Origin of the sequence: Streptococcus sp. SPS1 (genome assembly GCF_030439915.1) — a bacterium.
Lineage (GTDB): Bacteria > Bacillota > Bacilli > Lactobacillales > Streptococcaceae > Streptococcus.
Window position 1 is genome coordinate 36439 of sequence record NZ_JAQFJG010000011.1, and the last position, 22240, is coordinate 58678.

Sequence of the window (22240 nt, forward strand, 5' to 3'; positions counted from 1 at the left end):
TGCGTTTTTCAGATTTTAAAGGCTTTTTCCCAGCCTTCATTTTACATATGTTTCAAACGTTCAATCCGTTCTGAGATAGGTGGGTGGGTATAAAAGAGTTTTTGGAACCCTCCCCCTTTCTTGGGATCATTGATATAAAGTGCACTGCTGGCATCATCGACAGGACGACTCATCGGTTTACTATTATCCAACTTACGTAGAGCATTTATCATCCCTTGTGGATTGCGAGTCAACTCGACACTGGAAGCATCAGCTAGGAATTCCCTCTGACGAGAAATAGCTAGTTGCACCAAGGTTGCAGCGAGAGGTGCCAGCACAATTGCAAGTAGGGAAACCACTAGCATAATGATTTCAAGACCATTTCCATCTCGGTCATCGTCACTTCGTCTGCGACCTGCTCCACCCCACCACATCATACGACCTGCCATACTAGAAAGCATGGTGATAGCACTGGCAAGGGCAACGGCAATAGTCGAAATTCTAATATCGTAGTTACGGATATGACTGACTTCATGACCCATAACAGCTTCTAGCTCCTCACGATTCATGATAGCTAGGAGACCTGAAGTCGCAGCAACCGCCGCGTTTTGAGGGTTAGAACCTGTAGCAAAGGCGTTTAAGGCTGGATCATCAATGATGAAAACACGGGGCATAGGAATCTGAGCGACCATAGCCATATCTTCTACTACATGGTAGAGGTCTGGTGCCGTTTGTTCATCCACCTCACGCGCTCCATTCATGGACATGACAATCTCTGTCGATTGAAAAATCATGGACAAGGCATAGATAAAGCCGATAATCAGAGCGATAACCAAACCACCAAGCCCAGATCGCATAAAGAGGTAACCAACCGCATAACCAACAAGAGCTAAGAGTAGGAAAAATACCAGCAACAAAATCCAGGTTTTTCGTTTATTGCTTGCAATTTGATCAAACAACATCTTAGTCACCTAAACCGCTAAAATCAACTTTAGGAACTACCTTTTCCTCTTCTGGTGTTTGAAGGAAATCTGCTGCTTTAAATCCAAACATTCCAGCGATAATATTGCTTGGGAAAGTTTCTAATTTTACATTGTAGTTGCTGACAACACTGTTATAAAGTTGACGAGAGTAAGAGATTTTATTTTCTGTGTTTGTCAATTCCTCTTGCAATTTAACAAAGTTTGCACTAGCTTTCAAATCTGGATAGCTTTCTGCAACTGCAAAAATACCTGAAACCTGACGAGTGAGGGCATCACTAGCTTTCATAGCTTCTGCTGGTGAAGTCGCTGCCGCCACTTGGTTACGCAGTTCTGCCACCTTTTCAAGGGTAGAACCTTCATATTTGGCATAACCTTTTACAGTCTCAATCAAGTTTGGCAAGAGATCATTTCGACGTTTCAACTGAACATCAATCTGACTCCAAGCCTCCTTTGTTTGCATACGATTCTTAACCAAACCGTTATAGCTAACAATCACAAAAATAACAATAAGAGCTAAAACTCCAAGAATAATCCAAGTCATTATATAAGTCCTTTCTGCTTTTAGATTAGTACCAGTATATCAAATTTTTAATGATTGTGGTAAAATAAGATGATACTAAAGAAGGAAATAACTATGAAACCAGAAACATTTTACAACTTGCTTGCCGAGCAAAATCTTCCACTTTCGGACCAGCAGAAAGAACAATTTGAACGTTATTTTGAACTCTTGGTCGAGTGGAATGAAAAGATTAATTTAACAGCTATTACGGACAAGGATGAAGTTTATCTCAAACATTTTTACGATTCGATTGCGCCTATTCTGCAAGGTTTGATTCCCAATGAAACTATCAAACTTCTTGATATTGGAGCTGGGGCAGGATTTCCTAGTCTTCCTATGAAAATCCTCTATCCTCAGTTAGATGTGACCATCATTGATTCTCTCAACAAGCGCATCAACTTCCTCCAACTTTTGGCTCAAGAACTGGATTTGGACGATGTTCATTTCTACCATGGACGTGCAGAAGACTTGGCCCAAGACAAAAACTTCCGTGCTCAATATGATTTTGTAACAGCTCGTGCTGTAGCCCGTATGCAGGTCTTGTCTGAATTGACTATTCCCTACCTTAAAGTTGGCGGGAAACTATTGGCACTCAAGGCCAGCAATGCGCCTGAGGAGTTATTAGAAGCTAAGAATGCCCTCAACCTCCTCTTCAGTAAAGTCGAAGACAATCTCAACTACGCCCTACCAAATGGAGATCCGCGCTACATCACAGTGGTGGAAAAGAAAAAAGAAACGCCAAATAAATATCCAAGAAAGGCTGGCATGCCAAATAAACGCCCGCTTTAATCTTTTTAGTAAAAAAATATTTACAAAGTCAGCCTCGCTCTTTTATTTTTAGGCTCGGGAAAAAATGATTTACAAAATCAACCTCGCTCTTTTATTTCTAGGCTCGGGAAAAAATGATTTACAAAATCATTTTTTTCTGCTATACTATCACAAGCAAAGGTTTTTAATGTCATCCCGTGAGGTGACGAAGACGCAGAAATACTTGAAACTCTTTAAAGTCTAGATTTTAGAGAAGTCTTACTCTGAGGGCCTATTGCTGTAAAATAATGGGCTCTTTTTTGATGCCCAAAAGTGAGGTTTATATGAAACAAGAATCAACTGTTGATTTGTTACTAGACGTTGACCAACGTCCTTCGGCTGGAAAAGGAATTCTCCTTAGTTTCCAACACGTTTTCGCCATGTTTGGTGCGACCATCTTGGTACCATTGATTTTGGGAATGCCTGTATCTGTTGCCCTTTTTGCTTCAGGTGTTGGGACACTCATCTACATGATTTCAACTGGTTTTAAAGTTCCAGTTTATCTAGGTTCTTCATTTGCCTTTATCACAGCAATGTCACTGGCTATGAAAGAAATGGGTGGTGATGTATCTGCTGCCCAAACAGGGGTTATCTTGACTGGTTTGGTCTATGTCCTTGTGGCTGCTGGTGTTCGTTTTGCAGGTACAAAATGGATTGATAAACTCTTGCCACCAATCATCATCGGACCTATGATCATCGTTATCGGTCTTGGACTTGCAGGCTCAGCTGTTACCAATGCAGGTCTTGTAGCAGATGGAAATTGGAAAAATGCTCTTGTAGCCGTTGTTACTTTCTTGATTGCTGCCTTTATCAATACAAAAGGAAAAGGCTTCCTACGAATCATTCCATTCCTCTTTGCCATTATCGGTGGTTACCTCTTCGCACTAACCCTTGGTTTGGTTGACTTTACACCAGTTCTAAAAGCTAACTGGTTTGAAATTCCTGGTTTCTACTTGCCATTTAGCACAGGTGGTGCCTTTAAAGAATACAATCTTTACTTTGGGCCAGAAACCATCGCCATCTTGCCAATCGCTATCGTAACAATTTCTGAACACATCGGAGACCATACTGTTTTGGGTCAAATCTGTGGCCGTCAATTCTTGAAAGAACCAGGCCTTCACCGTACTCTTCTTGGTGACGGTATCGCAACTTCAGTTTCTGCCTTCCTTGGTGGACCAGCCAATACAACTTACGGAGAAAATACAGGGGTTATCGGTATGACTCGTATCGCTTCTGTCTCAGTTATCCGTAACGCTGCCTTCATCGCGATTGCCCTTAGCTTCCTTGGTAAATTCACTGCTTTGATTTCAACCATTCCAAACGCTGTACTTGGTGGTATGTCAATCCTTCTCTATGGAGTTATCGCCAGCAACGGTTTGAAAGTCTTGATTAAAGAACGTGTTGATTTTGCTCAAATGCGTAACCTAATCATCGCAAGTGCTATGTTGGTCCTTGGACTTGGAGGAGCTATCCTTAAACTCGGTCCAGTTACCCTTTCAGGAACTGCCCTATCAGCCATGACAGGAATCATCTTGAACTTAATCTTGCCATACGAAAATAAAGACTAAGAATCTAAACACCAAATCCGCTCAGACAACTGAGTGGATTTTTTTCGTACACTATAATACAAATATCTGTAAATTGTTAAAATCAAAAAACGTATAATATCAGGTATTCTAAAACCTTGATACTATACGTTTTATCATAGAAATTTTTACTTCATTTTCTCATCAAATGAGATTTGCATCAATCCCTTATCTTACTTACGTTTCTTCTTCGCTTTTTTCATTTTGTTAGCCATACGTTTCATAGACTGTTTCATGGCAAATTCACCGATTTTACCTTTGAGTCCACCACCAAACATCTGGCTCATATCTGGCATTCCTGCTCCTCCGAGAGCTGACAGGTCAGGCATACCGCCTTGTCCCATCATTCCTTCAAGGGCAGACATATCCATTCCTCCCATATTTGGCATATTTTTAGGGAGGTTGTTTGGATTGATTCCCATTTGTTTCATCATCTTGTTCATGTCGCCAGACATAACACCCTGCATGAGCTGTTTAGCCTGGTTAAAGTCCTTGATGAATTTATTGACTTCGACAAACGTATTTCCAGAACCAGCAGCGATACGACGGCGACGGCTTGGATTTAACAAATCTGGATTTTCACGTTCTTCAGGTGTCATGGAAGACACAATAGCACGTTTGCGCGCAATCTGACGCTCATCCACCTTCATGTTTTGAAGGGCTGGATTGTTAGCCATGCCTGGAATCATCTTGAGCAAGTCTTCCATTGGCCCCATGTTTTGTACCTGATCCAATTGATCGATGAAATCATTAAAATCAAAGGTGTTTTCACGCATCTTCTCAGCCATTTCAAGGGCTTTTTGCTCATCGTATTCTTGAGAAGCTTTCTCAATCAAAGTGAGCATATCCCCCATACCAAGAATACGACTTGACATGCGATCTGGGTGGAAGGTTTCAATATCCGTAATCTTTTCACCTGTACCAGTGAACTTGATTGGTTTTCCAGTAATGTGACGAACAGATAGAGCCGCACCACCACGAGTGTCCCCATCAATTTTGGTAAGGATAACCCCAGTTACTTCTAACTGAGCATTAAACTCACGCGCAACATTGGCCGCTTCTTGACCAATCATGGCATCAACGACGAGCAAAATTTCATTTGGTTGAGCCAAGGCTTTTACCTCACGAAGCTCATTCATCAAAAGCTCATCAATCTGCAAACGACCTGCCGTATCAATCAAAACATAATCGTTGTGGTTGGCATGCGCTTGCTCCAAACCTTGACGTACAATCTCAACAGCTGGAACCTCTGTCCCAAGCGCGAAGACAGGCACATCAATCTGTTGCCCCAGTGTCTTCAGCTGGTCAATAGCCGCAGGACGGTAAATATCCGCCGCAATCATCAAAGGACGGGCATTTTCTTCTTTCTTAAGTTTGTTAGCTAATTTACCGGCAAAGGTTGTTTTACCAGCCCCCTGCAAACCGACCATCATGATAATCGTCGGAATCTTAGGTGACTTGATAATTTCTGCTGTATCAGAACCTAAAACGGTTGTCAGTTCCTCATCTACAATTTTAATAATCTGTTGAGCAGGATTAAGGGTATCAATGACCTCATGCCCGACTGCACGCTCACGAACTTTCTTGATAAAGTCCTTTACAACAGGTAAGGCAACGTCGGCCTCAAGCAAGGCCAAGCGAATTTCTTTGGTTGCCTCTTGGACATCAGATTCAGAGATTTTTCCTTTTTTACGTAGATTTTTAAAGACGTTCTGCAAACGTTCTGTTAAACTTTCAAATGCCATTTTTCTTCCTCTTATTCTCTATTATCAATGCTTGTTAAAATTTCTATCTGCTCCTGCAGAAAGTCATCCTTGGGATAGCGCTCCAAAATCTGATCAAAAATTTGACTACGGACAATGTAGTCAGAGTACATGTGCAATTTCATCTCATAATCTTCCAGAATCTTTTCTGTCCGCTTGATATTGTCGTAGACAGCCTGACGACTGACACCGAACTCTTCAGCAATCTCAGCAAGGCTGTAATCATCAGCGTAGTAGAGCTCTATATAATTCATTTGCTTATCTGTCAAAAGCGCCGCATAAAATTCAAAGAGCGCATTCATACGATTGGTTTTTTCGATTTCCATAACTTTTATTATACCAAAAAATAGCCTAATCTACCACATTAGCAGGCTAATCCGAGAAGATAGCCAGGTAAATTTGAAAAATTTGAAAAAGACATGAGCCTAGCCCCAAGTAATTTCCAATTGATAGCTGGCAAAGGGATGTCCCTCTTGATTTTGTAGTTGATAGGCTAGCTCAATCTTTTGCCCATCAACTTCATAACGGCTCGTTTGGATGATAAACTCCTGCATGCCCATTGGAGTAGGAATATAGGCCAAACTATCACTATCCTTTAGAAAACGCATAATGGTTTTCGGATTGGAAAAACGGCTCATCACCAGTTCTTGACCATGGAATTTAATCACTACTTTTTCCTTTTCCTCATTGTAGAAAAGCAGATAGCGATAATCGCCCTTCTCATGCACTTCTACATCATAAAGCTGGTCAATCACTTCCAACTGCTCATCAAACTGAATCGTATTTCGCATCCGAATCTTCACATCAGGTCCTCTTTCTTGTCTCTTGTCCTACTATTTTACCAAAAACTCTAGCTTTTTGCTATAATGGTCATATGAACGAAAAAGTATTCCGTGACCCAGTTCACAACTACATCCATGTCAATAATCAAATCATCTATGACTTGATCAATACAAAAGAATTTCAACGCTTGCGCCGTATCAAACAACTGGGGACTTCCAGTTATACCTTCCACGGTGGAGAACACAGTCGCTTCTCCCATTGTCTTGGAGTCTATGAGATTGCACGACGTATCACGGAGATTTTTGAAGAAAAATATCCAGACGAATGGAATCCTTCTGAGTCTCTCTTAACCATGACCGCTGCTCTCCTACATGACCTTGGACATGGTGCCTACTCCCATACTTTTGAACATCTCTTTGATACAGACCACGAAGCCATTACTCAGGAGATTATCCAAAGTCCTGAGACAGAGATTCACCAAGTCCTACTACAAGTGGCGCCAGATTTCCCAGAAAAAGTTGCCAGTGTCATCGACCATACCTATCCTAACAAGCAGGTCGTGCAGCTCATTTCTAGTCAGATTGATGCAGACCGCATGGACTATCTCTTGCGCGACTCCTATTTTACAGGAGCATCCTATGGGGAATTTGACCTGACTCGCATCCTCCGAGTCATTCGTCCTGTCGCAAATGGTATCGCCTTTCAGCGCAATGGCATGCATGCTATCGAAGACTACGTCCTCAGTCGTTACCAGATGTACATGCAGGTTTATTTCCACCCAGCAACACGCGCTATGGAAGTTCTCCTACAGAATCTCCTCAAGCGCGCCAAGGAACTCTATCCTGAGGACAAGGACTTCTTTGCCCGAACTTCTCCTCACCTCCTGCCTTTCTTTGAAAAAAATGTGACCTTGTCTGATTATCTGGCTCTGGATGATGGTGTGATGAATACCTACTTCCAGCTCTGGATGACCAGTCCTGATAAGATACTCGCAGACCTGTCGCAACGCTTTGTCAACCGCAAGGTCTTTAAATCCATTACCTTTTCACAAGAAGATCAAGACCAACTCGCTAGCATGAGAAAATTGGTTGAGGACATTGGCTTTGATCCCGACTACTACACAGCCATTCATAAGAACTTTGACCTCCCTTATGATATCTATCGTCCCGAATCTGAAAACCCACGGACACAGATTGAGATTTTACAGAAAAATGGAGAACTGGCCGAACTCTCTAGCCTGTCTCCTATCGTCCAATCCCTTGCTGGCAGTCGCCACGGAGATAATCGTTTCTATTTCCCAAAAGAAATGTTGGATCAAAACAGCATCTTCGCAAGTATCACCCAGCAATTTTTACACTTGATTGAGAACGACCATTTTACCCCAAATAAAAACTAGAAGAGGAAATTTATGAGTATTAAACTAATTGCCGTTGATATCGACGGAACACTAGTCAACAGTCAGAAAGAAATCACACCTGAAGTCTTTTCTGCCATCCAAGATGCCAAACAAGCTGGTGTCAAAGTCGTCATTGCAACTGGCCGCCCTATCGCAGGTGTTGCCAAACTTCTGGACGACTTGCAGTTGAGAGACGAGGGTGACTATGTTGTGACCTTCAACGGTGCCCTTGTCCAAGAGACTGCTACAGGCCATGAGATTATCAGTAAATCCTTGACCTATGAGGACTATCTGGATATGGAATTCCTCAGTCGCAAGCTCGATGTCCACATGCACGCTATTACAAAGGACGGTATCTATACTGCCAATCGCAATATCGGAAAATATACAGTGCACGAATCAACCCTCGTCAGCATGCCTATCTTCTACCGCACACCTGAAGAAATGGCTGACAAGGAAATCGTCAAGTGTATGTTCATCGATGAACCAGAAATCCTCGATGCTGCGATTGAAAAAATCCCAGCAGAATTTTACGAACGCTACTCCATCAACAAATCTGCTCCTTTCTACCTCGAACTCCTTAAAAAGAATGTGGACAAAGGTTCAGCCATCACTCACCTAGCTGAAAAACTCGGATTGACCAAAGATCAAACCATGGCTATCGGTGACGAAGAAAATGACCGTGCAATGCTGGAAGTCGTTGGTAACCCTGTTGTCATGGAAAATGGAAATCCAGAAATCAAAAAAATCGCCAAATACATCACTAAATCTAATGATGAATCTGGCGTTGCCCATGCCATCCGTACATGGGTACTGTAAAATAATATGAATATAGAAAAAGCACTCCAGAAGTTAGAGATACTGTACTGACCTCAAAAGTTAGACAGAAAAAATCTTACTTTTGGGGTGTAGTTTAAGATTCAGTATTTTTGGTCTCTAGTTCTATCCCCTTAATAATTATTAAATCTGAAAAAGGTAGTACATTATGTAAAACCTTTTTCAATTTTTTATTTTACTACGAATTAATATTATTTTTTCTAATGATAATTAATCCACTAATCTTCCTTTATAAATATTGCAGTGCTTTTCTTAATTAGCTTTGTTTCATAACTCTTTATAAGAATAACCAATAAACTACTTAGTAATCCCAAAATAACTAGACTTAATCTCGGGTTTAAAAGCCAATTAAAATAAGCGGCCAATATCCCTCCAAAAGGTGCAAAAATGGTAGCTTTTACAAAAGAACTAGAAAGTATCTTTCCAATATTATACACTGTACTTTCTTGTTGCTGTATTGTTGTAATCGAAACAGAAGCTATTGTAATTAATCCACTCAAGATTGAATAACAAATTCCAAAAAATATCTAATTTTCTACTATTCCACTCGCCATAATGACAAGTGGGATGGTTGCCATTGATATATTCATCAAGATAAAGGCAGCCTTCTTATTCAAAAAAGTAGAAAGAAAGGTTACTGCTATCAAACTTCCAAATCCAGCAATTGAGTAAACAATCCCAACAAGACTATTTGATAATTTCAATTACGTCCATTTTTTTCTCTCATTAATTGGACATAGCCCTTTGTTTCTATTTTTGAATTTAAAAATGAGAACTCTCCGCACATTTTCTCGTAAAAATTATTATAATCTTCTTTTGAAAAATCTCCTAAAATCTCTATTTCAAGATAAAATCCAAGACCATCAATCTTATCTAGATTAATCGTTTTATTTTCTAATGCGTCATGATAAGTCTTTCTATATTTACTTATTGTGAAAATATTTGAAAAACCATCTTGCAAGATATTCCTTACAAATTCTAATTTTTCAGATTCCAACTCTATTTCACTTTCACTCCACATTCCTTGTTTTATCGTATCTTTTCTTGTGAAAACACATGCTTTATTATCAGCTTCTTGACGAATTCTGTAGATAAAGCTACCTACCTCATCATTTTCAAATTCTCTTCCTTTTATTTTAAAATATTCATCAACTTGCTTATTTTCACTCTTAAATTTATAAGATTTTTCTAAATATGAAATAGCATTATTATAATCTCTCTCATCGTTGAGTTCAAATCTAACTTCTAATTCATTCATTAATTTTACCTCTCAATTCTTCAAAGGATGAAGTCTCTTTACATTCACTCAGTCTATAGTAAGTTTCTGGTGATGTTTTATAGACACAAAGCCTAATATTTTCTTGCACTCATTTTAGCACTTCAATATAATATTGTCAAGATTTTTGATAATATTTTTTATTTATTTTTATTAAATACATATTTGTATTATTTTGAATTTAAAAAACGATGCTTAATTGAACATCGTCTTTACTATTCTGTTATATCTGCAATGTAATGCTCGATTTTAAGAGCCGTTGACATATTTCCCTCAAGCTTATATAGGAAATAAGCCGTTTCAAAGTACTCTTTTACTGCAACTTTAGAAGAAAAATTCTTACTGACATTTCCCATCAATAAATACAAATCAGCCAAAAGATATGTTGTTCTATACGTTTTACATTGCTTTATCGTATCTGTTATTTTAGTAATAGCTTCTTCAGTATTATTCTGCAACCATAGGTAGCGACAAACATTGTAATTAAACTTAATAGAAAGGTTTAATTCTTCAATTGTGTTTAAATTGAGTTGATTTACTTGATACTCTAACTTTTCACGAATTTCATTAAAACTCTCTAAATCTTCAATATCATAATAAAAATTAAATAGAGTATTTGAAACTTGAAGGTAGGTCAAGTCAGGTACACTTAACTGAGACAGTACCTTCTCCAATCTTGCCACAGCCTCCTCTTTTTGCCCATAGAAATAAAAATCTATAAGAGATTTTATCCACTCCATATAAAACTTATCTACTAGAGACAAGCGATGTACTTTTACACTCTCTAGTTCATATATATATTTCAAAGACTCATAATTTCGATTTGTGATAAATGTCTGAGCTAACTTCTTAAACTCTGATAGCTCGTCAATCTCCTCTTCAATTTGCTCATTAAAAAAATAATCTATACTAACTTTTAACTTCTTAGACAGAGCATATAAAAAGTCTGCTCCTGGAGTAAATTCTCCATTCTCTAATCGACTAATCTGTCCCTGTTTACATATCCCCTCAGCCAATTCTCGCTGAGACATTTTTAATTCTTTTCGTCTATTTTTTAATCTTGTTGCTAAAAGTGTGCCCACGTTTGCATTTTCCTTTTCTATTTGATTTCAATTTCAATTGTAACACGATTAAATTTTAAATACAAATTAACAAAACAAAAGATACAAATTATATATAAACAATGACTAGATAGGTTATTTTTGAAAACCTATCCCTTCTTCTTTTGAGATTTTCTTACTCAAACGATTGATAAACGTATTCACTTTAAATGAATTAGATATTAGACTATCATGTTTAAATTTTGTTATTGATATATTTAACAGACCAGAAATAATCTTTTACAACATATCAAATTCAGGGAAACAATAACGATTTTCCCCATTTTTTAGGCTCTCTATTTCATAACAATCAATTCTTTTTGTCACATACCTTAGCCCGAAAAATCCACACCAAATCTTTTTGAAAGCTGTTTAAAGCTTTGTACTTACTTTCTGAGTTCATAGATCTGAACCTTAACCTCATTTGTCAATTCCATAATAAAAATAAGGACATTCCAATAAAGGAAGTCCTTATTTTTAAACTAATAGATGTCAAAGTTACTATGCAGATCCACTTTATTCTGTAATCATTGATCAAAATATAATTTTTTGTAAAATTTTGATTATGAATTAGTCAAATAAAAAACACTAACCTATTTTAAAAAACCAAATTGTGATGATTGCCTATAAATAAACACTTTGAATATTCTTTATTTTTCTTAATTTACTAAAAATGCCCCCTGCCGGAATCGAACCAGCAACTACTCCTTAGGAGGGAGTTGTTATATCCATTGAACTAAGGGAGCTAGATAAAAACTCTGCTAAATGAGCAGAGTTTTTTAGTCGAATTAACGACGGATTTCTTTGATACGAGCTGCTTTACCTTGAAGAGCACGCAAGTAGTACAATTTCGCACGACGTACTTTACCGTAACGTACAACTTCGATTTTTTCAACACGTGGAGTGTGAATTGGGAAGATACGCTCAACACCTACACCGTTAGAGATTTTACGAACTGTGTAGTTTTCAGAGATGCCCGCACCTTTACGTGCGATAACAACACCTTCAAAAATCTGGATACGTTCACGGTTACCTTCGACAACTTTCGCGTGTACACGAACAGTGTCACCAGGACGGAATGATGGGATATCTGTACGAAGTTGACCTTCAGTCAAGCTTTGGATTAATGGATTCATTTTATTCTCCTATCTTTGTCAATCTTGAGGAAACTTCCTCAGCGGATAAACTGTATTTTTGTGCGTCCATTACACACAAAAACTATCATATCAGATAATTTCAGTTTTGTAAAGCTCTTTTCTCTACTTTTTTGCAACTTTTTGACCGGAATAAATGCTCCACTCTTTTGGCAGGCAATAGGCTATGGCACAGGCAATCACAAAGAAAGGAAGATTGGCATAGCCAAAGACTTCTCCTCCGATCAAGATCGGTGCGAGCAAGGTCGTAGTCGCACTACCAAAGACACTGGCATAACCGATAGCTGCAACGACCAAGACTGGAAGACCCAGTATAGATGCGAGAAAGACGCCAAGCGTAGCTCCGATCGCAAAGAGCGGTGTCACTTCTCCTCCTTGGTATCCAGCAGAGATGGTTACCACCGTAAAGAGAAGTTTGAGGATCCAGTCATAAGACTGCGCAGTCCCCTGATGAAAGGCTAGATCAATCAGATTGGTTCCAAGTCCACTATAAGTGCCGACTTTGGTCAGCTGGAGAGTCAAGAGGACTAAGCTGAGACCAGCCCCAATGACAGCAATCCGGATATACGGATTAGGCAAGACTTGAGCGACTGTTTTTTTCAACCAAGAAAGACTAACTGCAAAGAGCTTCCCAGCGAGGCCAAAAGCCAAGCCAAGAAGGGCAACTTTGATCAAGGTCTCTGGTGTCCAGCTCAACGTTTCCTTGAGTGGCACAGCAAATTTCTCCAGGCCAAGAGCATGAGAGGTGAAGCTCGCCACGATCGAGGCGATGAGAGCTGGATAGAGGGCAATCAGCTGCAATTCCCCAACGGTCAAAACTTCAAGGGCAAAGAAGGTGGCAGCTAGTGGCGTCTGAAAGAGCCCCGCAAAACCTGCTGCCATCCCGGTCATAAGAAAAATACGTGAAGCATCGGCTATCTTGATATGACGGGCAAAACGATGCGAAAGGGTTGCTCCAATCTGGACAGCTACGCCTTCCCGACCAACCGAACCACCAAAGAGGTGGCTCATCCAGGTCGTCAGCATGATCAAAGGCACCAAGACCACGGGGATTTCCTCCTCACGCGCGTGCCCAACATCAAAAACTAGGCCCATCCCTTTTGATGCCTTGCCACCAAAACGTTTATAGAGATAAACGATGACAAGCCCTGCTAAAGCCAGGAAAAGAATCAAGGGCCAGTGCTGGCTTCGAACATCTCCGATTAGGAGAAGGCCTTGGCCAAAAATCATATCGATGGTACCGACCAATAGACCGATGAAGAGGGCCATCCCTGTCAGTACCATATACTGTTTTGCTTTTTCCTTGATGGATAGACTAATCACGCGCCCTGACCTCCTCTTGGTAAGTTCTAGAGTGTTTCATCATATCTTGAAATTGGGCTTGAATGGTCGAGCGATACTGCTCATCCATCACAAGAGAGCCGACTTTTTCAAGAACTGCTCTTTCCCTTCCCTGGTCGAGCACAGGGAGTCCCTCTTGCTCCTTATATTTTACAATCTGACCGACACAAACCATCCGTTTTTCCAGCAAGGCTACAAGCTCTTGATCGATTTGATCAATTTCTTGACGAATAATATCTAAATCCATACAATCTCCTCCTTTATTTGAATTATTGTATCAAAAAGCCACCAAATAGGCTAGTAAAATCCCAACTCACGATAAAAAAATGCACTGATTGATTCCATCAGTGCACGTTTATGCTTATCCTACTTTAGCAGCCAATTCTTCTGCGAATTGTTCTAAGCGTTCAATGTCTTCTTCCTCAGCAGAAAGATCTACTTTAACACACTCTGAACCTTTTTCTGCTCCTGTTGACACAAAAACACGATCAAAGTCATCAACAGCCTTACAGAATTCATCGTAGAAGGTGTCACCTGAACCAACCACTCCGTAGATTTTACCATTCAAATTGAGATCTGCTAGGTCTTCGTAGAAGTCCATCATCTCATCTGGCAATTCACCATCACCATAAGTATAGGTCGCAACGATAGCGATGTCTGCTTCCAAGAAGTCTGAAGCGTCAACAGTTGTACATTCATCAACATCGACATCCAAGCCCAAGTCACGTAATTTGTCTGCTACAATATCTGCAATTTCTTCGGTATTACCGGTCATACTGGCAAATACAATTTTTGCTAATGCCATATCGTCCTCCTCAATTTATCTTTCTCCATTATATCACATCTTTTTCATTTTAAAAATAAAAATTCTTGTGCTACAATGAAATGAGAAAGAATTGAGGTTATTTATGGAAATTTGCCATCAAATTTTAGAAAAAATCAAAGAATACGACACGATTATCATTCACCGTCATATGAAACCAGACCCTGATGCCTTGGGAAGTCAGGTGGGATTGAAAGCCTTGCTAGAATATCATTTCCCTGAAAAAACCATCAAAGCTGTTGGTTTTGATGAACCAACTCTAACTTGGATGGCTGAGATGGATCTTGTTGAAGATAGTGCCTACCAAGGGGCACTTGTCATCGTCTGTGATACGGCTAATACCGCTCGTATCGATGATAAGCGCTATAGTCAAGGTGATTTTCTCATTAAGATTGACCACCATCCAAATGATGATGTATATGGCGACTTATCTTGGGTAGATACTAGTTCAAGCAGCGCTAGCGAGATGATTACCCTATTTGCAGAAACAACCCAGCTGGCCTTGTCAGATTGCGCTGCTGAGTTGCTCTTTGCAGGAATTGTTGGTGATACAGGTCGCTTCCTCTACCCTTCTACCACTGCACGGACTCTTCGCCTTGCTGCTTATTTGAGAGAACATAACTTTGACTTTGCAGCTCTCACTCGCAAAATGGACACTATGAGCTACAAAATTGCAAAACTTCAAGGCTACATCTACGACCATCTGGAAGTGGATGAAAATGGCGCAGCTCGCGTTATCCTGAGTCAGAAAATCTTAAAACGATTCAATGTCACCGATGCTGAAACTGCAGCCATTGTCGGTGCACCTGGACGTATTGACAGTGTAAGTCTCTGGGGAATTTTTGTGGAGCAGGCTGATGGCCACTACCGAGTTCGCTTACGCAGTAAAATCCATCCTATCAATGAAATTGCCAAGGAACATGATGGTGGAGGTCACCCTCTAGCAAGTGGTGCTAATTCCTATAGTTTAGAAGAAAACGAAATCATCTACCAAAAGTTAAAAAACTTGCTTAAAAACTGATAAAATACTTGCCAAACTTTTCAGAATCTGATAGACTAGTATGGTAACAATCTATGGCTCGCAAAGAGACCATGGCAGAAAGGAAATATTGCAAAATGAAAAAAGATATCCATCCAGAATATCGCCCAGTTGTCTTCATGGACACAACTACTGGTTACCAATTCCTTAGCGGTTCAACAAAACGCTCTAACGAAACAGTTGAGTTCGAAGGCGAAACTTACCCATTGATCCGTGTGGAAATTTCATCAGACTCACACCCATTCTACACTGGACGTCAAAAGTTCACTCAAGCAGATGGACGCGTGGATCGTTTCAACAAAAAATACGGTCTCAAATAATCAACCGCATTTATTGCTTAAAAACGTTGATACAAAGCCTTTTCCAAGAAATTGGAATTGGCTTTTTTTATTTTTAGTACCGTTTTTGGTACCGTCTTGGAAAACTAACCTTTTGCACTATCCAGATAATCTACAAATTTTGTGATAGCTTTCTTCTCTCCTGCTACTGTAGAATGGCTATAAGTATCCAAGGTCATCTGACTACTTGCATGCCCTAACCTTTTGGCCGCATTGACAGGGTCAACCCCTACTTCAATCATCAAGGTTGCATGAGTATGTCTGAAGCCATGAGGAGTTATCTTCTTCAAGTCATGTTTCCTTATAATGCGCTTTAGCACACTATTGATATAGTCCTGATATAAAGGCTCTATCTTTCCATCTCGGCCAACAAACGTAAACATATAATCACTATCAATCAATGGGGTAACTGACAGTTGCCCCTTTTCTTTTCTGCTCTTTTGTTTCCACTCTTTCAAAATCGAGACTGTCTCAGTATCTAAAGGAATTTGCCGTATTGAAAACTTGTTTTTGGTGCTTTTCTCAACGGCTTTCCCCTTGATTCTACCTAAGTTTTTGTTGATAGAAAGTAATTGATTATCAAAATCAATATCGGACCACCTCAAAGAATACAGCTCCCCTTTCCTTAAGCCACTATAAGCTAACAAACGAAATAAGGCATAGTTTTTATAAGGCTCTTCTGCTTTAATAATGTCTAAAAACTCATGCAACTCCTCAACGCTAAAGAAGTTATCTGACTTCTTCCGCTCTCTTTTTGGGAGTATCACTTGTTTCATTGGGTTGTCTGTAATCAATTTCATTTTCAAAGCAAAATCAAACACTTGACTAGTGTAAGATTTGACCTGTTTGATATTCCTAAAAGTCTGACCTTTTTCGGTAATAAAGTCCTGACATTGCCAAGGAGTAATTTTGGAAATTTTCACCTTTCCAAGAACTGGCAAGATATGAATTCTAAACAAATCATCTGTACGGACGCTTGTCGTCCTCTCTACTGTGTTTTGATAAGTTTTGAACCATTCCTCAAAAACTTCATCAAAACGTCTCTCAGAGACTCTCAGAAGTTCTGAGAGGTCTCCTGACGCTTTTTTGTGGTAAATCATAGCTTCATACTGTCTAGCTTCTCTACGGCTCTTAAAACCGCCTTTAAAGAAGTCTTTACGTTTGCCATCAATCACCCTGTAGATTCTGACCTTATAAAGATACCCTGATTTAGACTTTTTAGCCTTATATTTAATAATAGACATTCTAATTTCTCCTTTATTTTTTAAGGTTTCGGAGCTTACAAAATAAAGAAATTAGAGAGCTATTTACTCTTATTTTTGGGAAATCGATTAAAAATCTGGATAATATTGTCTTTCTATCTTCCTAATTTGATTCTTCAATCTGTTTATGTGAGACTGCACCGTCTCTAATTGCTCTTGTAACTCGGTCTCTTTTTCTTGCCACTCGGCTATCTCTAATTTTATTGGCTCGATGGCTTTCGTATACTCAATCCACTTTTGGCTAGGATGTGATTTAAATACCCTGTCTGTCAATTCTATCAAGAACTCTTCTGAAAATCCTTCCTCTCTCCCTAAATCAAACATCAATTTTATTGTCTCTTCTAAATCCTCTTTAGGGCTATGAAGAATGTCACTATCTCTACTAGGAACATCATCAAGCCCCATCAAATAAGCAACCGAGACACCGAAATACTCAGCAAGTATCTCTGCATTATTTTTTTTAGGAGCACGCTGATTTTTTTTATATCCAGAAAGTGTAGTTATGGGTATACCCGTATTTTCACTAACCTCTTTCAAAGTAACCCCATGATTTTCCATAAGTTTTTCCAGTCTGTTAGGTGGTTTCCTAAAAAGTAAATCATTGTTATCCATTTTCTACCTCCACTACTATTCTAACATATTTACTCAAATAAGAGAAAAAACAACTTGACTTTACTCGTTTTAGAGTATATAATACAGATGTACTCAAAAACGAGTATGTCGGAGCTTACAAAATAAAGAAAGAGGTAAAACTATGCAAGAACAATTCACTATCAATCTTCCTAAGATTACAGAAAAGCAATTACTTGCACGCTACGATGGTATGGTTCAAGAAGCTATTGAAAAAGCTTTTACGGAACAAGAACTTTACAAACCAATGATACGCATGGCTGGTCTCTGCCGTTGGCTTGATGTATCAAATACAACTATTGTTAAATGGCAAAAGGCAGGAATGCCTCATATTGTTGTTGATGGGGTCACACTCTACGATAAACACCAAGTCAGAAAATGGTTACAACAATATGAGAGGTGAGATATATGATTGATTATGAAAAAGATTATTACTTAATACCTAGAGTATTATTTCAAGACGATTTCTATAGAGATTTGACACCTCTTGATGTTATTGTCTATTCTGTGCTAAGAAACAAACAAGAAGAGGCAATAGAGAAAGGTTGGATAGATGATGAAGGAAGTATTTACCTAGCATATAGAATTGAGGATCTAGCCAAAAAATTTTCCTGCTCCAGAACGACTATGATAGCCGTTTTACAACGCTTGGAATCTGTCAACTTAATTGAACGAGAACGACAATGGAATGTAAGCTATTATAACCACAACTTACCATACAGGACTTATATTAACGAGGTGTAAGTATGATAAAGATTTACTTTGGAAAAGACGCTGCACTTAATCAAGTTATCCAGTCACGATTGGATAGCTATCAGCTTGACTATCAAGTATTCTCAAGTAAAGATATAGATAATAAAACGCTTATGGAATGGCTTTTTAGGTCAACTGATATATTTGAACTATTAAGTACTAAGATGTTGAAGTATAAGTTGAATACACAAATTACACTTAGTCAATTTGTTAGAAAGATTTTGGAAGACGTTGATAGTTCCTTAAAACTCCCAATTGTTGTAACAAAAGAAGCCATCTATTCGAACATGTCTCCGGAATATGTTGGGTCACTCTTGCCAAAAGAATACCGTAAAGTAGAAAGAGAGAATTTATTTAGGAAATTTGAACAGCTAGATGAGGGTAGCCGTTTTTGGAGAAACTTCGAGGTTGTCCGTAAACAGTCTGAACTACGTTGGTTTGAACTGAATGAGTTACTGTTTGCTGATGTGTCTGACGATTTAGGAGAAATGAAAAAAGCTAAAGACCGATTTTTTAAATACAAGAAAAACAAGCAGATCCCCCCTGAAGATATCATCGAGAAAATCCTAGAGATATTTTTGATTGAAAGAGTTGACCTTTTTCAAAAATCTGTTTCAGATTTACAAAATTTCTAGTCCTAAAACAGTTATGAAAACGACTATGAAAATATTTTGAAAATGAGATTTTGAGACTAAATTTTTGAGCTTCCTCAAAATTTATAACGCGGGCTCCTCTAACAGCCCGCTATGTGCACATCTGATGTGCATTTACTACACCCGTTTTTTGGCAAGTTTGACCGTAGCAAAATGAAAATGGTCCGACGAAGTCGGCTTGGGGTTGCTCCCCCAAGAATGTCATTTTACGGAGGTCTTTACGCAGACAAAAAAGAGGCGCCGACAGGCGACCTCTAAAAGAAAGGAGGTTTATTTGGAATTAAAAGTTAGCTTGGACAACATCACTATTACAGCTTATATCAAACCTATCAAACTCCTTGCTCTCAAAAGTTTGATAGAAAATCATACAGCCATTATCGTCCAGACTGCTATGACTGATATGTTTAAAGCAATCACTCGGGACGGAAGTCACGTCAGACTCCTTCTAGACTACGACAAATTAAAAGGACAAGCCTTCAATGCTCGCCCTTTCCGAATGGAGTTTAATCCTAACAAACTCCGATCTGTCGATACCGAAATTCTTAGTACGATTATACCATATCTTGAAGATATTGCAATCTCTCGAGTCGATTTAGCTTTTGATATATTTGAAGTTGATTGTAGTGAATTCATTTTAGAAAAGAAGGGACGACCTACGGCAACAAAAGAATGGAGAGATAAAAATGGTAAACTTGAAACAAAATATCTAGGAGCTTCAAGGTCAGAAAAACAAATTAGACTCTATAACAAAAAAGTTGAACAATTAGAAAATGGGGCTGAGGAAGACAAGGAATTTGCTAAGCAATTTCAGCATTGGTGGCGCTTAGAATTTCAGCTCCGTAGTCGCTCTGTCGAAGAAATATTTGAGGTCATTGACTCTGTTATCTTTAAACCTTTTGTGTTTGATAATTTGCCAGTTGAAACTCAGATATATTTAGTTTCATATACACGCAATAAAAATGTTTGGCAAAAATTACATAGAAATACAAGAGCCAAATATAAAAAGATTTTAGAAACCTATCAAACATCTGATACTGACTATCTGCAGTTGATGAAAGATTTATTAAAACATGAACGACCAGTATTAGAAAAACAACTTGCTTATTATGGGGGTCGTTAGGCATTCTTCGGAATGCCTTTCGCTCTTCGGAGCGAAACAAAAAGAGAAGTTTGTGGCTCGAACTTCTCTTTTCATCGGACTGTTTCGACAGTCCGATTGCTCTCTTTCGAGAGAGCAAAACCGTCGGAGACCGCACACTTTCCGGAGGCAAAGTATAGTGCGTTATACTTTACTTGGAAGTAGTGCCGTTCTCAGTAAAGAACACCGCATAAGGGCTTGCTTATGTGTGGCAATTTTTAGCCACACGCTCGGCGACCCTTTGAGCCGAGAAAGGACGAATTATGAGTTACGTTGTAGCCAGAATGACGAAGTACAAATCAGGTAATTTAGGTGGAGCTTACAGACACAATGAACGTATTTTTAAGCAACACAGTAACAAGGATATTGATATTGAACGCTCACATTTAAACTATGAATTGACAGATAGAGACCGCTCTCTGTCGTACGAAAAGCAAATTAAAAACTACATAGACGAGAACAAAATTTCTAAACGAGCTATTCGAAAAGATGCCGTTCTCTGCGATGAATGGATTATAACATCTGATAAAGATTTTTTTGCTAAACTTACTCCCGAGGAGACAAGAAGATTTTTTGAAACTTCTAAAAATTATTTCGCTGAAAACTATGGTTTAGAAAATATTGCCTATGCTAGTGTTCACCTAGACGAAAACACACCCCACATGCATATGGGAATTGTACCAATGAAGCAAGGAAAGTTATCATCCAAATCAATTTTTAATCGTGAGGAGTTGAAAAAAATCCAAGATGAACTCCCAAAGTATTTATCTCAACATGGTTTTCATCTCCAACGAGGAGAACTTGATAGTACAAAAAAACATTTATCAACACAGGAATACAAGGACAAGCAAGAGGTTCTTCAAAAAATCGAAAAACAAATTGACGAAAAATTCGATAAAACAATAGAATTTAACACCCAACTAAACCAAATGAATAAAGATTTGAAAAATAAAGTTGAAGATATAAAAATAGTTGACGAGGAAATAAAAAACAAACTCGAAGAACTTAAATTCATAAACGAAGAAAAAAATGAAATGCTATCAAACCTAGATCATGAGCTAAGTGAAAAACAAGATACACTATCACATCTTGAAAAAGAAATTAATATCAAAAAAGAAGATCTAGATATCGTAGACAGCATCATAGGTAGTAAAACTGAAACAATTGATAGTATGAACCAAGATATAAAGACAAAACAAGGTACTATCAACGAACTCACCAAGCAACTTCGAGAGTACCTTCAAAAATATCAAAATTTCGAAGGACTGAATATCAGTCAAATTGAAAATGGAACAATAGGCAAACAAACTCTCGATGGAAAAATTAAACTCTCCCCTGAAACACTCAATAATTTAATAAAATCTGTAATCCAACACTTCTACGAGAACCGCAGACTGTCACAAACTATCCAGCAACAAAACAAGGAATTGAATATACTGAGAAATGTAGCAAGTAATAAAAATGAGATATTAGACGAACTTCGAGAAACTAAAAATCAAAAACGAATTTTAGAAATTGAAAACAATAGCTTGAAAAATAAAATTTCACAACTTCGTGACCGTCTAAATATAGCCAGCAGAAAGCTTGGGGTATGGAGAAATCAGGCTAAAAACTACATGAAACAAAAGGAATTCCAAAACCTTACAAAACAACTTAATGCTTTCAAACCTATTAAACTTGTTAGTGCTGTCAAAGTCATCAAAAAAATCTACGAACAAACTCTAGAACGCTGAACAACCTCTTTATGCCGAGAAAACTTTTGACAGCAAGCTATGACGAATTAGACTAGTTGGGTCGTGTCGGCAGGCTGAAAAGCTGCCGACCGATTACAACAGGAATAAGAAGTCATAGGTTACTTGTTGTCAAAAGGAAATTGGAATAAATCAATCAAGGAGAAGTCAAATATTACAAACGGTAAATTCCCAAACTAACTTCCACCGCTAATCCAAGTGGAAGTTAGTCTGATAAAAATCGTAAAAACCAGTGGAAATCCGTGTCAGGGTAAGTTCCGCTGGTTTTAATCATGCTTGATTTCATCGC

General features: G+C 38.6%; 25 protein-coding genes and 1 tRNA gene. 11 read left to right on the forward strand and 15 right to left on the reverse strand.

The window, feature by feature from the left end; translation table 11 throughout:
* Positions 1–41: 41 nt before the first annotated feature.
* A complete protein-coding gene (gene htpX, locus PCY12_RS08240) occupies positions 42–941 on the reverse strand; it encodes a zinc metalloprotease HtpX (protein ID WP_033687100.1) in 900 nt (299 codons plus the stop codon).
* Position 942: 1 nt separating this feature from the next.
* The gene (locus PCY12_RS08245; RefSeq protein WP_000219834.1) at positions 943–1503 is read right to left on the reverse strand and encodes a LemA family protein; all 561 of its coding nucleotides are present in this window, start codon (positions 1501–1503) and stop codon (positions 943–945) included.
* A 93-nt stretch (positions 1504–1596) separates the two neighbouring features.
* On the opposite strand from PCY12_RS08245, the gene rsmG reads away from it, so the two are divergent.
* Positions 1597–2310, forward strand: a complete 714-nt coding sequence (gene rsmG, locus PCY12_RS08250; RefSeq protein WP_301352425.1) for a 16S rRNA (guanine(527)-N(7))-methyltransferase RsmG — start codon at positions 1597–1599, stop codon at positions 2308–2310.
* Positions 2311–2612: 302 nt separating this feature from the next.
* The gene (locus PCY12_RS08255) at positions 2613–3896 is read left to right on the forward strand and encodes a solute carrier family 23 protein (RefSeq protein ID WP_060628761.1); all 1284 of its coding nucleotides are present in this window, start codon (positions 2613–2615) and stop codon (positions 3894–3896) included.
* A 191-nt stretch (positions 3897–4087) separates the two neighbouring features.
* Here PCY12_RS08255 and ffh read toward each other — a convergent pair whose 3' ends face one another.
* The 3 genes from ffh to PCY12_RS08270 all read right to left on the reverse strand — a co-directional run bounded on the left by ffh (position 4088) and on the right by PCY12_RS08270 (position 6480).
* Positions 4088–5659, reverse strand: a complete 1572-nt coding sequence (gene ffh / locus PCY12_RS08260) for a signal recognition particle protein (protein ID WP_301352426.1) — start codon at positions 5657–5659, stop codon at positions 4088–4090.
* Between the two features lie 11 nt (positions 5660–5670).
* Complete coding sequence (locus tag PCY12_RS08265) at positions 5671–6003, reverse strand: putative DNA-binding protein (RefSeq protein WP_000402066.1); 333 nt, start codon at positions 6001–6003, stop codon at positions 5671–5673.
* 99 nt (positions 6004–6102) lie between these two features.
* Positions 6103–6480 carry a DUF1934 domain-containing protein gene (locus tag PCY12_RS08270; RefSeq protein WP_301352428.1) on the reverse strand — a complete coding sequence of 126 codons (378 nt, stop codon included), beginning with the start codon at positions 6478–6480 and terminating at the stop codon, positions 6103–6105.
* 71 nt (positions 6481–6551) lie between these two features.
* Here PCY12_RS08270 and PCY12_RS08275 point away from each other — a divergent pair, with 71 nt between their 5' ends.
* Together PCY12_RS08275 and yidA are read left to right on the forward strand one after the other, a co-directional pair.
* On the forward strand, positions 6552–7856 hold the full coding sequence (locus tag PCY12_RS08275) for an HD domain-containing protein (RefSeq protein WP_301352430.1): 1305 nt from the start codon (positions 6552–6554) through the stop codon (positions 7854–7856).
* A gap of 12 nt (positions 7857–7868) precedes the next feature.
* A complete protein-coding gene (gene yidA, locus PCY12_RS08280) occupies positions 7869–8675 on the forward strand; it encodes a sugar-phosphatase (RefSeq protein ID WP_301352432.1) in 807 nt (268 codons plus the stop codon).
* Between the two features lie 545 nt (positions 8676–9220).
* On the opposite strand, the gene PCY12_RS08285 is transcribed toward yidA, so the two are convergent.
* The 8 genes from PCY12_RS08285 to PCY12_RS08320 all read right to left on the reverse strand — a co-directional run bounded on the left by PCY12_RS08285 (position 9221) and on the right by PCY12_RS08320 (position 14369).
* The gene (locus tag PCY12_RS08285; RefSeq protein WP_301352434.1) at positions 9221–9397 is read right to left on the reverse strand and encodes a hypothetical protein; all 177 of its coding nucleotides are present in this window, start codon (positions 9395–9397) and stop codon (positions 9221–9223) included.
* Complete coding sequence (locus PCY12_RS08290) at positions 9394–9951, reverse strand: CYTH domain-containing protein (protein WP_301352435.1); 558 nt, start codon at positions 9949–9951, stop codon at positions 9394–9396. The genes PCY12_RS08285 and PCY12_RS08290 overlap by 4 nt, the downstream gene beginning before the upstream one ends.
* 233 nt (positions 9952–10184) lie before the next feature.
* Positions 10185–11051 (reverse strand): helix-turn-helix transcriptional regulator, encoded by an 867-nt coding sequence (locus PCY12_RS08295; protein WP_301352437.1) that lies wholly within the window; start codon positions 11049–11051, stop codon positions 10185–10187.
* 692 nt (positions 11052–11743) lie between these two features.
* Positions 11744–11815: transfer RNA gene (locus tag PCY12_RS08300), tRNA-Arg, on the reverse strand.
* Between the two features lie 42 nt (positions 11816–11857).
* Positions 11858–12205, reverse strand: a complete 348-nt coding sequence (gene rplS / locus PCY12_RS08305) for a 50S ribosomal protein L19 (protein ID WP_001068669.1) — start codon at positions 12203–12205, stop codon at positions 11858–11860.
* A gap of 123 nt (positions 12206–12328) precedes the next feature.
* Positions 12329–13546 carry a chloride channel protein gene (locus PCY12_RS08310; protein WP_134990122.1) on the reverse strand — a complete coding sequence of 406 codons (1218 nt, stop codon included), beginning with the start codon at positions 13544–13546 and terminating at the stop codon, positions 12329–12331.
* Positions 13539–13811 carry a chorismate mutase gene (locus tag PCY12_RS08315; RefSeq protein WP_061438890.1) on the reverse strand — a complete coding sequence of 91 codons (273 nt, stop codon included), beginning with the start codon at positions 13809–13811 and terminating at the stop codon, positions 13539–13541. Before PCY12_RS08315 ends, PCY12_RS08310 begins: the two co-directional genes overlap by 8 nt.
* 114 nt (positions 13812–13925) lie before the next feature.
* A complete protein-coding gene (locus tag PCY12_RS08320) occupies positions 13926–14369 on the reverse strand; it encodes a flavodoxin (protein ID WP_001162128.1) in 444 nt (147 codons plus the stop codon).
* A 103-nt stretch (positions 14370–14472) separates the two neighbouring features.
* Between PCY12_RS08320 and PCY12_RS08325 the strand changes: the two genes are divergently transcribed.
* Together PCY12_RS08325 and PCY12_RS08330 are read left to right on the forward strand one after the other, a co-directional pair.
* Entirely contained in the window at positions 14473–15408 is a 936-nt protein-coding gene (locus PCY12_RS08325) for a bifunctional oligoribonuclease/PAP phosphatase NrnA (RefSeq protein ID WP_301352439.1), read from the forward strand.
* A gap of 95 nt (positions 15409–15503) precedes the next feature.
* Complete coding sequence (locus PCY12_RS08330; protein ID WP_000710764.1) at positions 15504–15746, forward strand: type B 50S ribosomal protein L31; 243 nt, start codon at positions 15504–15506, stop codon at positions 15744–15746.
* A gap of 104 nt (positions 15747–15850) precedes the next feature.
* Here PCY12_RS08330 and PCY12_RS08335 read toward each other — a convergent pair whose 3' ends face one another.
* Both PCY12_RS08335 and PCY12_RS08340 read right to left on the reverse strand, forming a co-directional pair.
* Positions 15851–17008, reverse strand: a complete 1158-nt coding sequence (locus tag PCY12_RS08335) for a site-specific integrase (RefSeq protein ID WP_301352441.1) — start codon at positions 17006–17008, stop codon at positions 15851–15853.
* Between the two features lie 87 nt (positions 17009–17095).
* A complete protein-coding gene (locus PCY12_RS08340; protein WP_301352443.1) occupies positions 17096–17638 on the reverse strand; it encodes a helix-turn-helix transcriptional regulator in 543 nt (180 codons plus the stop codon).
* Positions 17639–17780: 142 nt separating this feature from the next.
* On the opposite strand from PCY12_RS08340, the gene PCY12_RS08345 reads away from it, so the two are divergent.
* The 5 genes from PCY12_RS08345 (at position 17781) to mobV (ending at position 21933) form a co-directional block, all read left to right on the forward strand.
* Positions 17781–18059: a hypothetical protein gene (locus PCY12_RS08345; RefSeq protein ID WP_050261429.1), complete on the forward strand. Its 279-nt coding sequence runs from the start codon at positions 17781–17783 to the stop codon at positions 18057–18059.
* Between the two features lie 8 nt (positions 18060–18067).
* Entirely contained in the window at positions 18068–18400 is a 333-nt protein-coding gene (locus PCY12_RS08350) for a replication initiator protein A (protein WP_301352450.1), read from the forward strand.
* Positions 18401–18402: 2 nt separating this feature from the next.
* Positions 18403–19044 carry a hypothetical protein gene (locus tag PCY12_RS08355; RefSeq protein WP_301352445.1) on the forward strand — a complete coding sequence of 214 codons (642 nt, stop codon included), beginning with the start codon at positions 18403–18405 and terminating at the stop codon, positions 19042–19044.
* Between the two features lie 292 nt (positions 19045–19336).
* On the forward strand, positions 19337–20182 hold the full coding sequence (locus PCY12_RS08360) for a replication initiation protein (protein ID WP_301352447.1): 846 nt from the start codon (positions 19337–19339) through the stop codon (positions 20180–20182).
* 281 nt (positions 20183–20463) lie between these two features.
* The gene (mobV, locus tag PCY12_RS08365) at positions 20464–21933 is read left to right on the forward strand and encodes a MobV family relaxase (RefSeq protein WP_301352449.1); all 1470 of its coding nucleotides are present in this window, start codon (positions 20464–20466) and stop codon (positions 21931–21933) included.
* The last annotated feature ends 307 nt before the right edge of the window (positions 21934–22240 follow it).

Excerpts from the sequence above, each read along its gene's own strand:
- htpX (WP_033687100.1), bottom strand. The coding sequence starts at position 941 with ATGTTGTTTGATCAAATTGCAAGCAATAAACGAAAAACCTGGATTTTG.
- PCY12_RS08245 (WP_000219834.1), bottom strand. The coding sequence starts at position 1,503 with ATGACTTGGATTATTCTTGGAGTTTTAGCTCTTATTGTTATTTTTGTG.
- rsmG (WP_301352425.1), top strand. The coding sequence starts at position 1,597 with ATGAAACCAGAAACATTTTACAACTTGCTTGCCGAGCAAAATCTTCCA.
- PCY12_RS08255 (WP_060628761.1), top strand. The coding sequence starts at position 2,613 with ATGAAACAAGAATCAACTGTTGATTTGTTACTAGACGTTGACCAACGT.
- ffh (WP_301352426.1), bottom strand. The coding sequence starts at position 5,659 with ATGGCATTTGAAAGTTTAACAGAACGTTTGCAGAACGTCTTTAAAAAT.
- PCY12_RS08265 (WP_000402066.1), bottom strand. The coding sequence starts at position 6,003 with ATGGAAATCGAAAAAACCAATCGTATGAATGCGCTCTTTGAATTTTAT.
- PCY12_RS08275 (WP_301352430.1), top strand. The coding sequence starts at position 6,552 with ATGAACGAAAAAGTATTCCGTGACCCAGTTCACAACTACATCCATGTC.
- yidA (WP_301352432.1), top strand. The coding sequence starts at position 7,869 with ATGAGTATTAAACTAATTGCCGTTGATATCGACGGAACACTAGTCAAC.
- PCY12_RS08290 (WP_301352435.1), bottom strand. The coding sequence starts at position 9,951 with ATGAATGAATTAGAAGTTAGATTTGAACTCAACGATGAGAGAGATTAT.
- rplS (WP_001068669.1), bottom strand. The coding sequence starts at position 12,205 with ATGAATCCATTAATCCAAAGCTTGACTGAAGGTCAACTTCGTACAGAT.
- PCY12_RS08315 (WP_061438890.1), bottom strand. The coding sequence starts at position 13,811 with ATGGATTTAGATATTATTCGTCAAGAAATTGATCAAATCGATCAAGAG.
- PCY12_RS08320 (WP_001162128.1), bottom strand. The coding sequence starts at position 14,369 with ATGGCATTAGCAAAAATTGTATTTGCCAGTATGACCGGTAATACCGAA.
- PCY12_RS08325 (WP_301352439.1), top strand. The coding sequence starts at position 14,473 with ATGGAAATTTGCCATCAAATTTTAGAAAAAATCAAAGAATACGACACG.
- PCY12_RS08330 (WP_000710764.1), top strand. The coding sequence starts at position 15,504 with ATGAAAAAAGATATCCATCCAGAATATCGCCCAGTTGTCTTCATGGAC.
- PCY12_RS08335 (WP_301352441.1), bottom strand. The coding sequence starts at position 17,008 with ATGTCTATTATTAAATATAAGGCTAAAAAGTCTAAATCAGGGTATCTT.
- PCY12_RS08340 (WP_301352443.1), bottom strand. The coding sequence starts at position 17,638 with ATGGATAACAATGATTTACTTTTTAGGAAACCACCTAACAGACTGGAA.
- PCY12_RS08345 (WP_050261429.1), top strand. The coding sequence starts at position 17,781 with ATGCAAGAACAATTCACTATCAATCTTCCTAAGATTACAGAAAAGCAA.
- PCY12_RS08355 (WP_301352445.1), top strand. The coding sequence starts at position 18,403 with ATGATAAAGATTTACTTTGGAAAAGACGCTGCACTTAATCAAGTTATC.
- mobV (WP_301352449.1), top strand. The coding sequence starts at position 20,464 with ATGAGTTACGTTGTAGCCAGAATGACGAAGTACAAATCAGGTAATTTA.